We start from the raw sequence: 15,113 nt of genomic DNA on the forward strand, positions 1-15,113 counted from the left end.
TGTCATGCACGTGCGCCCGGTTGCCACCTCGCCGAATGCGGCATTGCCGGACGGTTGCACACGTCCTTGCGCTACGTGCGCGCGTGCTCGGCCGCGCTCAACCGCGCTGCCAGAACAGCACTATTGCGTGACGCTCAACTGCGGCGCAGCCGCATCCAGCTCCACCGTGGCAAACGCGCTGCCGTACTGCGGGTGCGCCTGCCACAGGGCTGCCAACGCCTGCCCGCTCAGCGGGTCGACGAAGTCCGGCGCGATGTCGGCCAGCGGTTTGAGCACGAATGCGTGCTTGAGCTCGGGCCGCGGGATGCGCAGATGCCCGGGGCCTTCGACGATACGGTCGCCAAAGAACACCACGTCCAGATCCAGGGTGCGGTCGCTGAAACGCGGGCCGCTGCGATCGCGCCCATGCGCATCTTCCAGTGCATGCAGCCAGTGATCCAGCGCGTCCAGCTCCAGATCGGTCTGCAAGACCACCGCGTTGTTGACGAAGTCCGGCCCTTCGAAGCCCACCGCAGGCGTGCGGTACGCGGGTGACACGACGATCTGGCCAAAGCGCGCGCGCAGTGCGGCGACAGCCAGGCGCAGGTAGTGGGTCGGCTGGACGTTGCTGCCGAGGCTGAGAAGCACGGTGGTCATACGTTATTCGCGCATGCGGCCGGCACGGACGTCAACTGTTGCAATCGCGTTGCACCCATCGACGCATGCGCCGGGTGCGCGCAAACGTGGTGTCAGGCCACTTCCAGCGCATGCGAAACGGCGCGGAACACCCGGCGCATTTCCAGCGGCTTGCGCAGCACATGCACCGGCAGATCCGACGGGAAATGCGCACGCTGCAACGGCGCACCGACATCTTCCAGCACGATCGCCGGGCCCTGGTACCCCAGCTCCTGCATGCTCAGCAGCACGCTCACGGCCGAGAGCAGGATGATGTCGCTGTCGATGATCACCAGGTCCGGCATCGCGTGCTGCTGCACCAGCTGCAGCGCCGCGGCGCCATCGCTGGCCAGCTGCGGCTGATAGCCCTGGCTGGAGAGCGCATTGCCCAGCAGCGATAGGCGCGTTGCCTCGCCATCCACCAGCAAAATGCGCTGCCCATGGCCAAGCGGAAGCGGCAGTTCGGCTTCGGTCACCGCCGCCGACACCGCACGCATCGGCACGATCATGTCAAAGCGCGTCCCTTCGCCCAGCCGGCTATCGACCACGATGCTGCCACCATAGCTTTCGATGATGCGCTTGCACGAAATCAGTCCCAACCCGGTGCCATCGGCCTTGGTGGTGAAGAAAGGACTGAACAGGCGCGCGCGGGTTTCATCGCTCATGCCCACGCCGGTGTCGGCCACGCTCATGCGCACGCGCGAGGCATCGTAGCGATCGGCTGCCAGGATCAGTCTGCCGCCCTCGGGCATCGCCTGGATCGCGTTCAAGCCAAGGTTGAGCAGACATTGCTGCAATTCGGTGTAGTTGGCCTCGATGGTCAGATCTGCAGCGATGGTGTCCATCTGCAGGCGTACTCCGTCGGGCAGGCTGCTCTTGAGCAGCATCTGCACGGCCTGGAACAGGTTGGCGATGGACACCTGCTCGCGTGGCTTGTTGGAACCGCGCACGAACGAAAGCATCGACTCGGCCATCTCATGCCCGCGCCGGCCGCATTCGGCCACCACGTTGGCCAGCTGACGCAGCTGCGGGTCGTCGGTGCGCCCGGCCAGCAGGTCGGGCACGATCAACAACGGTTGCAGGATATTGCGCAGGTCGTGGCTCAGACCGGCCGCCAGCATCGCCAGGCTTTCCAGGCGCTGCGCGCGCATCAGTTCGCTTTCCACGCGCTGGCGTTCCAGATCCGCGCGTGCTTCGCGGATCGCGCGGATCACCGCGCTCGGCAAGCGCGTCGGGTTGTGCTTGATGATGTAGTCGTTGGCACCATCCTGCAGCGCCTTGACCGCGGTCTCCTCACCCATGGTGCCGGAGACGAAGATGAAGGGCGTGGCGCCGTTCTGGCGCACCAGGCGTAGCGCCTGGTGGCCGGAAAAGCCCGGCATGCTCAGGTCCGACAGCACGATGTCCGGCTGGAAGTCATCCAGCGCGGCGCGCAGCGACGGCTCGCTGTCCACGCGCTCGAATGCCGCATCCAGTCCGGCCTCGAGCAACTGATCGGACAACAGCTCGGCGTCTTCCGGTGAATCTTCCACCAGAAGGATCTTCAGCTGCTCCAGGTTGCCCCCCTCATGCGGCATGGTTCAGTCCAGCTCCGGTGCCTGGTTGATGACCGCCCAGAAGGTACCGAGCGTCTTGACTGCGTTGAAGAACTGATCCACGTCCACCGGCTTGACCACATAGGCATTCACGCCCAGGTCCCAGCTGCGGGCCAGATCGCTTTCTTCGCGCGAGGACGACAGGATCACCACCGGCAGGCGCTTGAGCGTTTCGTCGCTGCGCACCTGCTTGAGCACTTCCAGCCCGTCCAGGCGCGGCATCTTGATGTCCAGCAGCAGCACGGCCGGCAGGCCTTCCTCGCGGTCGGCGAACATGCCACGGCGCAACAGGTAGTCCATGGCTTCCACGCCGTCTTCGACGTGCACGATGGGATTGGCGAGGCGGGCTTCGCGCAAGGCGTCGACCGCCATCTCCGCATCGGCCGGGCTGTCTTCTGCCAGAAGAATGGTACGGATGGCGGTCATGCAATGAACTCTTGGTTGGGCGCTTCAAGCGCAGGAGGTAACACGAAATAAAACGTGGCGCCCTCGTCGACGACGCCTTCGGCCCACACCCGGCCGCCGTGACGCGTCAACACGCGCCGCACGCTGGCCAGGCCGATGCCGGTACCAGCGTATTCGCTGGCCTTGTGCAAACGTTGGAACACACCGAACAATTTTCCGCTGTATTCCATATCGAAACCGGCGCCGTTGTCGCGCACGCTGAACTGGTGGCCGCCGTCGGACATCGGCGTATAGCTGACCTCGATTTTGGCCACCTCGCGCTTGGCGCTGTACTTGACCGCATTGCCGAGCAGGTTCATCCACAGCTGGCGCATCATGTTTTCGTCGGCAACCAGTACCGGCAGCGGCGCGATATGCCATTCCACCCGGTGGCCGGTGTTCTCGCTCTGCACGTTGGAATCCAGGATCGCACGCGTTTCGGCCACCAGCGATTGCATGTCCACCGCCTGCAGGCGCAGCGCACCGCGGCCCAGGCGCGAATACACCAGCAGATCGTCGATCAGCGAGGCCATGCGCCGCGCCGAGCTGCTGATCACCTCCATGTAATGGCGCGACTTCTCGTCGGCCGCATCGCCCAGATGGCGCGCCAGCTTGTCGGAGAACCCGGCCACGTGCCGCAGCGGTGCGCGCAGATCGTGCGAGACCGAGTAGCTGAAGGCTTCCAGCTCGCGATTGACTTCCGAGACCTGCTCCACCTTGCCTTCCATCTGCCGGTTGAGCTCCTGGATACGCAATTGCGCGGCCTTCTGCAGGCTGATGTCGCTCACCGTCATCAGCACCACGTCTTCGTCTGTGCTGTCGGGCAGCGGCATGCGGCGTGCATTGATCAACATGGTGCGCAGCACGCCGTCGGCGGCGCGCTGCTCGTGTTCGAAATCCCACAACTCGCGTCCACGCAACAACACGTCCGCCAGCCGTTGATGGATCTGCGCATCGCGCCAGACGCCATCGCCCACCTCTTCCAGCGGCATCAATTCGTTGCCGCGCTCTTCCAGGCCATACAGGTCGGCGAAGGCCGGGTTATGCAGCACGATGCGCTGGCTGGCATCCAGCAGCACGATCGGCTCGCGCACGGTTTGCAGCACCGAGCTGGCGCGCCCGTTGGCGCGCAGGTATTCCTGCTCGGCCGCCAGCCGGCGGCGGATCTGCCGCTGCAGCAGCCAGGTCACCGTGCCCAGCAACAGCAACTGCACCGCCAGCGCCGCCCAGCTCAGCACCGCGTAATGCATGCGCTCGGTTGCGGCGCGCGCATTGCGCAGCGCCAGCAACCGGCCTTCGGCGCTCTGCAGGTCGTCGATCAGCACACGGATCGGGTTGTTCAGGGTCATGTCGTTGATCAGCGCGCGTATCTGCTCCGGCGCAGTGGTCACCGCAATGCGCTCGGCCAACAGCAGACGCCGTTCGATGGTGCTCTGGATGCGCCCCATGCGTACTTGCTGGGCGGGGTTGTCCTTGGTCAGTTCGATCAGTCGCTGCACGGCGGCCAGCGATTCGCGCCGGCCGCGGCGCATACGCTCGTTCAGCGCCTCGCGCTCCACGCCATGCGAGCGCATCAGCGCCGCCGATTCGGTATCGCGCATCGCCGCCTCCAGGCGCTGCGCGGTCTCCTGCACTTCCTGGCTATGCGACACCCAGGACGCGGCCTGGTTGGCGTTGCGGGCCATCTGCTGCAGCAACAAGGAGGGCACCACCACAATCAGGAACACGGCGGCCGCCAACAGAGGCAGGCGCCAGCGATCCCACTTGTCTGCTTGGACCGTTGTTTGCATTGCTGGACCGAATTGCACTCGCTGCAGGGCCAAGGGCTGACCGGCATTGTCTCCGATCACGCAGCTTGCCAGATTAATGATTCAGAGAAATCAGGTCAGTCTGTGACATAGCTGAATGGGCATAGCATACGTGCAGCATGCGTGAAAATGGCGCGAGCGCCCTGCCAGCTGTCGGCTTGCCGGCCGGTTCATCAAAAACAAAAAAGGCGCACTCCGTGGAGTGCGCCTGGTGCTCGGGTCGCCGCCTCGCCTCGGCGGCCCGGCATTCGCAGCAGCTGCGCTTACTTCTTCGCAGCGGTGACCTTCAGGCCGGTCGACTTGACGCTCTTGACGCCCTCGATGCCCTTGGCAACGGCAACGGCCTTGTCATGCTCGGCCTGGGTGGCAACCGCGCCGGTCAGGGTCACGATGCCGTTCTTGGTCTCGACCTTCACGTCGGTACCCGAGACATTGTCGGTCGCCAGCAGGTCGGCCTTAACCTTGGTGGTGATCCAGGTGTCGGTGACCGGCTTCTTGGACTCGTTCATGCCGGCAGCGTGGTCCTTGTGGTCGGCATGTTCCTGCGGTGCCGCAAATGCCTGCGACGCGCCGAGGGTCAGACCGAGCGACAGCGACAGAGCCAGCAGCTTGCGTGCATGCGTCATGTTCTTCATACCAAGCACCTCCTGTTGAATGTGGGCGCAGCTTGCGGTGGCGCTCGTCGAGCAGACGTGACCGTTGCATGCAGAGGTTGTGAACCCTGCGCACACGGGCAGGTGCAATACCATGCGTGCTCCCTCCGTCGTTGCGATGAACCGTTTTCAATGCCTAAACTGTTCAATCTGGCCGTCGTCGGCTATGGCTATGTCGGCCGCACCTTTCATGCACCGCTGATCGCAAGCACCCCCGGCCTGCAGTTGCACAGCGTGGTGTCGTCCAAGCCGCAACAGCCACAGGCCGACTTTCCCGGCGTCACCGTGGTGGCCGATCTGGACAGTGCGCTGGCCGATCCGGCACTGGATGCCGTGGTGCTGGCCACCCCGAACCACACCCATGCACCCTTCGCGCTGAAGGCCCTGGCCGCCGGCAAGCATGTGCTGGTGGACAAGCCGTTTGCATTGGATGCGGCGCAAGCGCAGCAGATGGTCGATGCCGCCGATGCGGCGGGATGCATCATCAGCGTGTTCCAGAATCGCCGCTGGGATGCGGACTTTCTCACCGTGCGCCGGCTGATCGAAGAAGGCCAGCTGGGCGAGGTGGTGGAATTTCATTCGCACTTTGACCGCTATCGCCCGCAGGTGCGCGACCGTTGGCGCGAGAGCGACAGCCCCGGTGCCGGACTGTGGTACGACCTGGGCCCGCATCTGCTCGATCAGGCAATGCAGTTGTTCGGTATGCCGCAGGGCATTGGCGCGGATCTGCAACGTCAGCGCGACCAGGCGCGCAGCGTGGATTATTTCCACGTCACCCTGCACTACCCTCGGCTGCGCGTGATTCTGCACGCGGGATCGCTGGTGGCCGATGGCAGCCTGCGCTTCGCCGTGCATGGCACGCGCGGCAGTTATCTCAAGCACGGCCTGGATACGCAGGAAGACCAGCTGCGCGCCGGCCGTCGCCCCGGTACGGTCGGCTGGGGCGTGGACCCGTTACCGGGCACGCTCACCCGCGTCGATGACGAAGGCCGCGTCCACACCCATCAGCCCGACAACCTGCCGGGCGACTATCGGCAGTACTACGCCGCCTTTCGCGACGCGCTGGCAGGCACCGGCACAGCGCCGGTCAGCAGCAGCGATGCGGTGCAACTGATGCGGTTGGTGGACCTTGCGCAACGCAGCGCTGCGGACGGCCGAGTGCAGTGGCTGGATGCCGCGCGCGGTTGATCACGCTGCAACGGTTTTGCACTTCCAACAGCGCGCGCCGTAGTCCCGGCGCGCACCGTGGTTGCATCCAAGTCCTTACGCGTCCTTGCTACCGATGGTCGGCGCTGCCGGGGTGGTGGTCATCACCGCGTGGCCGCCGAATTGGTTGCGCATCGCTGCGAGCAGTTTGTCGGTAAACGAATCCTTGTCGCGCGAGCGCAGCCGTTCCATCAGCGACAACGTGATGACCGGTGCCGAGACTTCCAGATCGATCGCTTCGGCAACCGTCCAGCGGCCCTCGCCCGAATCGGCCACGAACGGCGCGATGCCGGCCATGGTCGGGTTATGCGTCAACGCATCGGCCGTCAGGTCCAGCAACCACGAACGCACCACGCTACCATCGCGCCAGATTTCGGCAACCTGGTGCAGATCCAGCGCAAAATCGGCCTTGTGCTGCATCAGCGCGAAGCCTTCCGCATAGGCCTGCATCATTCCGTATTCGATGCCGTTGTGGACCATCTTGGTGAAGTGGCCTGCACCGCTCGGGCCAACCCGCCCCCAGCCCTTGTCCGGCGCCGGCGCGAGCGTTGCCAGGATCGGATGCAAGGCCGTCACCGCCGCTTCGTCGCCACCCACCATCAAGCTATAGCCTTCCTGCAGACCCCAGATGCCGCCGCTGGTGCCGCAATCGACAAAGGCAATGCCACTGTCCTGCAGCAACGCCGCGCGCCGCTGCGAATCCTTGTAGTACGAATTGCCGCCATCGATGACGATGTCGCCGGCCTGCAGCAGGGGCAGCAGCTGCGCCAGCGTGTCATCGACGATCTTGCCGGCCGGGACCATCAGCCACACCACGCGCGGGCTCGGCAATGCGGACACCAGCGCTGCCAGCGCATCGGCGGTGACGATGCCCTTGGCTTGCGCGCTGGTGCGCGCGTTCGCGCCCGGATCGTAGCCATGCACGCGATGCCCGCCATTGACCAGGCGCTCGGCCATGTTGGCGCCCATGCGGCCTAGTCCCACCATACCCAGTTCCATAATCGCTCCTCATGATCTGATCAGTGCAGGGTGCCACGCTCGGCGTACGCTGGCGTGGCGGAATTCTCAATGGATTGTTCCGCGACGGTGGCGGCGCTGCATTGCTGCAGCTGCCAGTCGATCCATCGCCAGTACAAGGTGGTGCGCAGATTGTGCAAGGTCAGGTCGATGGCATACGGCGTGCGCGGGTTACGGTCGAGCAGGCGTGCCACGTGGTAGCCCATCGGCTTGGTGCCCTTGGGGTGCACATAAACCCAAAAGCCTTGGTAGAACGGGTCGTCCAGCAGCGCCTGCAACTGCTGCAGCTGGGTCTGCTGCTGCGGGTCGAGCGTGGCGCGCAGGGCTGCATCACGCTCGTAAAGCAGGCGCTCGAAGCGGCGCTTGCCTGGCCCGCGCAACTGTTTGGCCAGCTCCCAGATCTGCCGGTTGCGCGCGTCGTAGTAGGCAAAGCCACCGTGCTGCGCCAGCGCCTGCGCGGCTGCATCGCTGACATCCACCACCACGAAATTCTCGGCCTGATTGTGGATGTCATCCAGATAGGACTTATCGAACACATGCGCGATGAAGCCTGGTGCGCCCACGAACGCCTGCCGCCCGAGCTGTGAGGTTTTCACTGCCTTGCCGTCGGCAAAGAAGTCGCCGGCATGCGCACCGAGCAGGATGCTGTCGGTGTCGTGCAAGGTCAGGAACGTGCCGATCGACAATTCGCCAGGCGTAAATACGTCATCGAACCCGGCATCGCCGAACAATTCGCGCTGGGTGGCGAGCTGAGCCACTTGTCGGCCCACGCCGCACTCGGAACGCACCTGGCCGCGGTAGAACGCATCCAGCGCCCGCGCATTGCTGCCGCGCGGCTGATACCCGCGACCGAAACTGCGAAAACCGCTCCAGCCCTGCGCCGCTGCGCCACGCCAGCCGAATCCGATCCAACCCAGCTGCAGTGCCGAGAAGCGGTAGCGCGGGTTGTTCTGCAATTGCGTGACCGCGCGGCGGGTGGCTGCACCGAGTTCGAACGCGTAGGCGCAGTGCGTGGCTGCATCGTCCAGCACAGCGGTGAGCGCTGCGCCGCGCTGGTGCGTGTTCCAATCGGCTGGAAGCGTCAGCTGCAGATCGCCGGCGGCCTGCGCCTGCGCAAGCGTGCCACGCGTACACGGTTCACCACGCTTTAGTACCGGTTCGCTCACTGCGGCGCGTTGGATGGTCCAGCCCAGCCGTCGCAGCAGCGCTTCCAAGCACTCTGCGCTGGCAGCACGTGCGGTCTGGCTCGGTGCAGCATCGGCGACCTGCAGCAGTTGCCCCGCCAGCAAACCGCTTGCACATGCCAGCGCGGCAAGCCGGCGCAGGCGCGCATACCGCGGCGGCATCGGCGCCGATGGTGCGCGCGATGACGAACTGCCATGCGCGTGGACAACACTCATCGATGGCATACGCAATGAATCGTCGGCACGACGCCACTCTCAAACGTAGCAAGCCCCGGCATGGCCGGGGCTTGCAGGACTCAACTCAGACCAATCGCCGCACCGAACTTCAGCGACGTTCGCAGACGCGCTCAACTTGGCGATTGCCGTTGGCCTGCTGGCGATTGCCCTGAATGGTGCGGCCTGCCGCGCCACCCGCCACTGCACCTGCCACGGTCGCCAGCTTCTTGCCGTTACCGCCGCCAACCTGGTTGCCCAACAGGCCACCGATTGCAGCGCCGGCCAGCGTACCGCCGATGCGGTTCGGGTCGGTCGAGTTCTTTTGCACTTCGACATTGCGGCAGCGCACGCGGGTGCCGTCATTGAACCTGCGACCTTCGTCCGCTTCCGTATAGCGCTGCTGATGCGCGTAGTTTTGAGCCTGTGCGAAAGTGCTCGTCGCCATCAGGCCGATCAGGGACATACCCAGCAGGGAGGTGCGCATTTTCATCGTTGTTCTCCACGTTTCTCGCCCGCTCGGCGAGGCATGGGCGCACTCTGGCCGCTGGGTCGAGAACACAACGTGAAGCGCGCAGTCGCTATTCAGGCTTTGGAGCGGAGCGTGAACCGCGCCATCACGGCTGCGTGGCAGGCTCGGTTTGCGGCACCTTCGCCGGTGCCGGTGGGGGGTCTTGCGCTTCGACGGGCAACGGCGCAACCGGAGGCTGTGCAACCGTGGTGGGAGCGGCAGCAGGAGCTGCCGACGTCGTGGTGGTTGCGGCAGGCGCGGCCGGAGCAGCAGCTGCCGGCGCTGGTGTGGCTGCAGGTGCAGGTGCGGGCGCTGCACTCACCGCAGCAGGTGCCGCTTCGGTGACCTTGGGAAGATACGAATTCAGGCGTTCGAAAAAGCGCTTGTAGAAAGCCGCATCCTGCACCGTGGTGCTGGATACGCGCACCAGCGAATCGCCGCTGCTGCCGACCGGCAACGATAACGAGCCCAGCACGCCGACGCCCACGCTGGCCGAGGTGGAGCTCTTCTTCAGTGCGTAACGGTCCTGCAGCGCACTGACGAACACCTGCGCCTTGCCGCCATCCTGGCTGGCGCAGGAAATGCGCAGATTGAGTTGTTCGCTCTGGTCTGCTTCCTTGAGCTGGAAGTTCTTGCTGCCTTCCACCGCGGCGGCATCTGCGCGTGTGACGGCGTAGCCCTGACTCAACAGCACACGCCGCGCCGCCTCGCAGGCTTGCGGCGAACTGGCCGCCACGCTGCGCGAATAGGTGTCATCGGAATTGAACGACTCGCGCATCAGCATCGTGTCGCCCTTGCTGCCGCCGCAGCCAGCCAGGGTTGCCAGCGCGCCAAGCAGTGCGCCGCGCGCGATCAGGGAAGAACAAGACATAGGGAGATTCCGGCATCCAAAACCGGCACAGAGCATAGCGGCAACCCGTGTGCGCGCGGCGTCGCGCTGCCGGGTCAGGGCAACGGCGGTTCATCCACTGGCAATTGCAGGTCTACCTGCAGGCGGCGGCCATCGGCACCGATGCGCTCGGCACGCAGGTAGTGGTGCGCACGCACCACTGCCACTGCCACCGGCGCCCGGCACGGTTCGCCCCACAGGCTCAACGCGAAGCCCTGCTGCTGCAGCCAGAGGGTGAGGCGGTCCCACAGCGCTTGTTCGCCACGCAGCATCAGGTCCAGATCGGCCGGGCCTTCGGGCACCAAGGTCGGCGACGCCAGCCAGCGCGCGTAGCTGCCATGCACCACGACCGGCAGGCCCTGTGCCTGCACCGCCTGCAGCAATTGCGCAGCCTGCTGCAGATCCAGCCGGGCACGACAATGCTGAAAAATCAGTGCGTATTCGTGGCTGCGATCGCTCTGTGTCTTGGCATGCGCCAGCGCTGCGGCCGGACGCCGATAGCACAGCACCCGCTCTTCGCGCAGGGTGAACAGGCTGGCCAGGATGCGGCCCAGATCCCAGGCCTGCGGAATCACGCGGCCGCCGACCACCACGTTCTGCACCATCGCCACGCCCACGCCGTCGGGGCGCATCTGCTTGCGCAGCGCATGGAAGACCGCGCGCATGCCGGTCAGATAGCTGGCGTAATCGCTGCTCGCATAAAGCTGCCCGGGCAGCACGTCGCCACGCCAGTGGCAGCCGAAATACGGCACGTTGGTCAGACACAGGTCGATCGGCCCTGCCGGGGCAGTATCGGCCAGGCTGCCGACCACCACCGGCGCCGCCACCGCATGCCGCGCCAGACGCATGCGTGCCAACTGCGCACGTGCCGGATCGATTTCCATGCCATGCGCGTTGCGGCCTTCCAGCGCGGCCGCCAGCAAGGTGCTGCCAAAGCCGCAGAACGGGTCGAACACCTGCTCGCCCGGCCGGCTGAAATGGCGCACAAACGGGCGCATCTGATTGACCCAGCCACAATCGCGCCCGCTCAGCGGGTCGGCCGCGCGCAGATCGTCGGGCAGCGCCCAGGCGGCCTCGTCCGGGGCCGGCATCCACCAGCTGCGCTGATCGAACTCATCCATCGGTGGGCTCCCACAGCACATCGGCCTCCGGATCCCAGCCCGCACAGAGACGGCCGTTGGCGAAGAACACCAGCTTGTACAGATCGCCGGTCGCGTGGCGCGCATGCATCGCGGCGTAGTCGGCGCTCTCGAAGACCACCTGCAAACCCGTCTGATCGCGCAGCCGCACATTCCAGAAGTAATAGCCTTCGGTCAGGCCATCGGGTTGCCAGCGCGACCACCAGGGCTGCTGCATGCACTCGTCCAGCAATGTGTCCACGCCGACGCGGTGCTCGCCGATGTAGCGCAGCGTGCCGTTGCTGCGATAGGCATCGTCCAACCGCGACAATTCCCGAAAGATCACCTGGCTGGCGCCGCAGCTGCGCGCCCACGCGATGTACTGCGCAACGGCGTCGGCATTGTCCACGCCACCGCGCTGCACGATGCAGACCAGTCGCAGCGGCAGCCGTGCTGCCAGCCGCCGTGCGGTCTGTACGAAGATCGCCACATCGGCGATCGGCTCGTCGGGGCGGAAACGCATGATCGCGTCGTTGCGCTCCTGCAACCGATGGTGACGCGACAGCTCGACCCACGACAGCCCAAACGCGACCAGCGCCTCGATCAAGCGCGCACCGTGCGCACGCGCCAGCCCGGCGCCATTGCTGTAGAGCACGCGCTGCTCGACGCGCGGGCCGTTGGGCGTGGTTGCCAGGGTCTGCAGCAAGGTCTGCAACCACGCCGCATCGTCGGTCATTTCCAGACCGGACAGCGAATACGACAGCGGCACATCGCGCAGCAGCTGCAAGACAGCGCTCAACTGCTGGAAATACGCAGGCCCGGGTCGCAACGTCGCTGCCGCACGACCGCCGCCGTGCTGCCGCAGATTTTCCGAACAGAAACCGCAGCGCGCCGAACACGGCCGCACCGAGGCATACGGGGTAAAGGTGATCGGCAACGCTGCGCGATAGCTGCGCGCGCCGATGCGCAGCGCATGCCAGCGGCTGGCCTCGTCCTGCAGCGGCACGCGCCGCTGCAGGTGGGGTGCTGCGGCGCGCAGGCGCGCCAACAGCGCCGAAGCAGGCAACAAGGAGATGTCGTCGATGGAAGCGTGCATGGCGAACCCTGCGCGCCGCGCGTCAGCGACGTGCGGCGTTGGCACGCGCGCGCACCTGCTCCAGCGTCCACTCCTGTTGCGACACGCCGTTTTCCCACACCGTCACCAGCGCGTCTTCGCTGTCGGGGTAGGCGTCCATCTCATCGAGCAAGGCGCTGCGGTAGCTGCCATCGTTGCGGTTGCGCAGCAAGGTCAGGCGGCCGCGCTTGCTCTGCTTGCCTTGGTCGGTGATCGGGTCCTTGTAGACATCGACCCACCGGCCGTCCACGCGCACCGCCGAGCACTTCAACGCAAACTTCTGCGTGTCCCGGTCCACCTTCTGCAGCAACGCACCGCCCATACCGAAGGCGACATTGTCGGCGGCGTATCCGGCGGCGGTGATGCGCTCCAAAATCGCGCGCAGCGAGGTGGGATTGATGCCATCGCCCTGGATCACCCGCACATGGTTGAGCACCTTGTAGCCCTTGCCATTGACCTGATGGCCGAACGCTTCGTCCAGCAACAGCAGGCACTGCTCGACCACATCCACCGGGTCGCCCGAATCCGGACGAATCACCACCGTTGCGCCGGAGGCGATCACTTCCTCGCGCAAGGTGGTACCCCAATGCTCGGCAATGGCGCGGTAGATGTCGTAGCTGTCCGACACCACCGCCACGATCGAACCCGGACGCGCGAACTGCCTCAGCATGTTGCGATACGCATCCACCTCGCGCTCGCGGCCCCAGCTGGTGATGGTGCTGTGCTCGGCAGCGGGAATCGAATACCCGGCCACCGGCGTGTGGTAATGCGCACGCGCCAGCAGCAACGCCGACAAGGTGTCGGTGCCGAGAAAGTTCACCAGATGCGCGGCACCGCCCAAGGCGGCCGAGCCAAGACTGGACACGCCACGCGCGCCAAAATCGTGCAGCTTGAAAGGCAACTGCCCTTCCGGATCGTCGCTGGTGCGCTCCAGGTAGCCGCGCACGATCTGCTTCACCTGCCAGCTCACCGTGGCCACCGTCACCGGGTACCACACGCGCAGCAACAAGGTTTCCAGATACGACGGCACCCAGAATGCCTTGGCGTCGGTGGACTCGATGGTCATCAGCACGTTGTGCGTTGGCACCACCGCGCCCTCGGGCACCGCGCGGATGCGGATCGGCAACTGACCGCCAAGCCGGTCGACGATATCGCGCCAGCCGGCTTCGTTGAACGGCTCGCCATGCGCGGCCAGCAACGCTTTTGCATCGTCGATGTCGGCGTGCGTCACCGGCCGGTTGATCGCTTCCTTCAGGATCGACTGCAGGCCGAAGAACACGGTCTGCTCGTAAAGTCCGCCGCGTGATTCGACATAGAAAAACGACGCGTCGGTGCCGGGCGGATATTGCAGCCAGTGGCTGGCCTTGTAGCTATCGGTGTTGAGCAGCAGGTTATCGAGGTAATGCATGACGGAAGCTCCTTCGCGTCGAATGAACCGGCGGTCTGTCCGCCGGCGGGAGGTCACGGTTCAAGCGGTCACGGCATGTGCGGCCCTGGTGGTATCGCGGCAGCACGTCGTCGTTGCGCGCGTCAGCCACGGCCCAGGAAGAATTCAAGAATATGCAGGTGGTCTTCGTACAGGCGCGGGCCCATCGCCATCACTTCGGCGATCGGAATCCAGCGCGCCTTGTCGGCATCGTCGCCGCCGCGCACCGCAGGCAACTCGCCGGCCGGAAACTCGAAATGGAACGCATGGGTAATGGTGCGTCCGCGCTGACTGCGTTCGGGATGATCGAAGACCTGCTTGCCACGCAACGAGCCCTTGAGCACCGGCACCGGCAGCTTGAGCCGGGTTTCCTCGCGCAGCTCGCGCAGGCAGCAGTCCAGCAGTCCTTCCTCCTGGCCGACGAAACCGCCGGGCAATGCCCACAAGCCCTTGCCCGGTTCGGCGCGACGCCGCACCAGCAGCACGTGGCCCGAATGCACCACCACCGCATCGGTGGTCACGAACGTCGGCGGATATGGCGCGTCTTTCCACGCAGCACGGTATTGCTCGATGAAGCGGTATTCGGCCACCAGCTGCGCGTAGCTGGGGGAATTGCGCCGGAACGCTTCCAGCATGTCGTAGACGGGCGCCGGCACATTGCCGCGCAGCATCAACAGGCCGCCGTGAAAACCGATGTCGCCGGCTTCGAACAGGTAGCGGCGCAATTCGGTGGCAGACAGCGTTGCGGTGTGTTGCACATCTTCCAGCGGCCACTGCGGAAACTCACGCAGGTAATAACTGCTGGCATCCTTGTCCATGCCGATCAGGCCGATGTTCGCATCCAGCGAGCCGCCATCGGCGTGCACCGCTTCGGCAACCTGCCGCTGCACTTCGGCAATCCACAGGCTTTCGTTGTAGAGATGGTCGCGTAGCGGGCGCACGATCAGCCGCGCAGTTTCGTCCGGCAACGCGGATTCGATCATCACCGCACGTTCGGCGACGGTCCAAGGATTGCGAATGGTGCGCGGCGTGTCGGCCGAGCCGATCAGCACGATGAGCTTTTTCGCCTTGCCCAGCGCATGGCGGGCGACGGCGGCGTGGCCGTTATGAAAGGGCTCGAAACGCCCGATGAACACGAGATAGTCGTACGGTGTTGCCATGAGAATCCCTCACGGTTGAGTGGTGGGCTGGCGGTCTGTCCGCCTGCCTGGTGCAAATGCTACGCCGATGCACGATGGCGTCAAGCGGCCACTTGCCTCTGCATCGGTGGTCGTCGCCGTG

14 protein-coding genes are annotated in these 15,113 nt (G+C 65.3%); 1 reads left to right on the top strand and 13 read right to left on the bottom strand.

The annotated features are described in order from the left end of the window. Nucleotides 1-120 precede the first annotated feature (120 nt). From folK to AC1POX_RS18485, 5 genes are all read right to left on the bottom strand, one after another. Nucleotides 121-636 carry a 2-amino-4-hydroxy-6-hydroxymethyldihydropteridine diphosphokinase gene (gene folK, locus AC1POX_RS18465; protein WP_071117859.1) on the bottom strand — a complete coding sequence of 172 codons (516 nt, stop codon included), beginning with the start codon at nt 634-636 and terminating at the stop codon, nt 121-123. A 92-nt stretch (nt 637-728) separates the two neighbouring features. Further along, nucleotides 729-2,231 (bottom strand): ATP-binding response regulator, encoded by a 1,503-nt coding sequence (locus AC1POX_RS18470; protein ID WP_011346356.1) that lies wholly within the window; start codon nt 2,229-2,231, stop codon nt 729-731. A gap of 3 nt (nt 2,232-2,234) precedes the next feature. Next, nucleotides 2,235-2,675, bottom strand: a complete 441-nt coding sequence (locus AC1POX_RS18475) for a response regulator (RefSeq protein ID WP_003482689.1) — start codon at nt 2,673-2,675, stop codon at nt 2,235-2,237. After that, complete coding sequence (locus tag AC1POX_RS18480) at nt 2,672-4,483, bottom strand: sensor histidine kinase (RefSeq protein ID WP_008572116.1); 1,812 nt, start codon at nt 4,481-4,483, stop codon at nt 2,672-2,674. Before AC1POX_RS18480 ends, AC1POX_RS18475 begins: the two co-directional genes overlap by 4 nt. A 281-nt stretch (nt 4,484-4,764) precedes the next feature. After that, nucleotides 4,765-5,136, bottom strand: coding sequence for a BON domain-containing protein (locus AC1POX_RS18485; RefSeq protein ID WP_008572114.1), 372 nt, complete (start codon nt 5,134-5,136; stop codon nt 4,765-4,767). Nucleotides 5,137-5,286: 150 nt separating this feature from the next. Between AC1POX_RS18485 and AC1POX_RS18490 the strand changes: the two genes are divergently transcribed. After that, nucleotides 5,287-6,342 (top strand): oxidoreductase, encoded by a 1,056-nt coding sequence (locus tag AC1POX_RS18490; protein WP_127167592.1) that lies wholly within the window; start codon nt 5,287-5,289, stop codon nt 6,340-6,342. A gap of 75 nt (nt 6,343-6,417) precedes the next feature. Here AC1POX_RS18490 and gnd read toward each other — a convergent pair whose 3' ends face one another. The 8 genes from gnd to AC1POX_RS18530 all read right to left on the bottom strand — a co-directional run bounded on the left by gnd (nt 6,418) and on the right by AC1POX_RS18530 (nt 14,992). Next, nucleotides 6,418-7,359, bottom strand: coding sequence for a phosphogluconate dehydrogenase (NAD(+)-dependent, decarboxylating) (gene gnd / locus AC1POX_RS18495; RefSeq protein WP_011346352.1), 942 nt, complete (start codon nt 7,357-7,359; stop codon nt 6,418-6,420). Nucleotides 7,360-7,379: 20 nt separating this feature from the next. After that, entirely contained in the window at nt 7,380-8,723 is a 1,344-nt protein-coding gene (locus AC1POX_RS18500) for a hypothetical protein (RefSeq protein WP_372357190.1), read from the bottom strand. A gap of 163 nt (nt 8,724-8,886) precedes the next feature. Continuing rightward, on the bottom strand, nt 8,887-9,267 hold the full coding sequence (locus AC1POX_RS18505; RefSeq protein WP_008572108.1) for a glycine zipper 2TM domain-containing protein: 381 nt from the start codon (nt 9,265-9,267) through the stop codon (nt 8,887-8,889). A 124-nt stretch (nt 9,268-9,391) separates the two neighbouring features. Beyond that, complete coding sequence (locus tag AC1POX_RS18510; protein WP_029818627.1) at nt 9,392-10,156, bottom strand: DUF2242 domain-containing protein; 765 nt, start codon at nt 10,154-10,156, stop codon at nt 9,392-9,394. A gap of 74 nt (nt 10,157-10,230) precedes the next feature. Next, a complete protein-coding gene (locus AC1POX_RS18515; RefSeq protein WP_372356460.1) occupies nt 10,231-11,295 on the bottom strand; it encodes a DNA methyltransferase in 1,065 nt (354 codons plus the stop codon). Continuing rightward, a complete protein-coding gene (locus AC1POX_RS18520) occupies nt 11,288-12,388 on the bottom strand; it encodes a hypothetical protein (RefSeq protein WP_372356461.1) in 1,101 nt (366 codons plus the stop codon). The genes AC1POX_RS18515 and AC1POX_RS18520 overlap by 8 nt, the downstream gene beginning before the upstream one ends. Nucleotides 12,389-12,410: 22 nt before the next feature. Beyond that, nucleotides 12,411-13,814, bottom strand: a complete 1,404-nt coding sequence (locus AC1POX_RS18525; RefSeq protein WP_127167589.1) for a nicotinate phosphoribosyltransferase — start codon at nt 13,812-13,814, stop codon at nt 12,411-12,413. A gap of 122 nt (nt 13,815-13,936) precedes the next feature. Continuing rightward, a complete protein-coding gene (locus tag AC1POX_RS18530; RefSeq protein ID WP_218489905.1) occupies nt 13,937-14,992 on the bottom strand; it encodes a bifunctional nicotinamide-nucleotide adenylyltransferase/Nudix hydroxylase in 1,056 nt (351 codons plus the stop codon). Between the last annotated feature and the right edge of the window lie 121 nt (nt 14,993-15,113).

The sequence above is a fragment of the Xanthomonas sp. NCPPB 3442 genome (assembly GCF_056725145.1).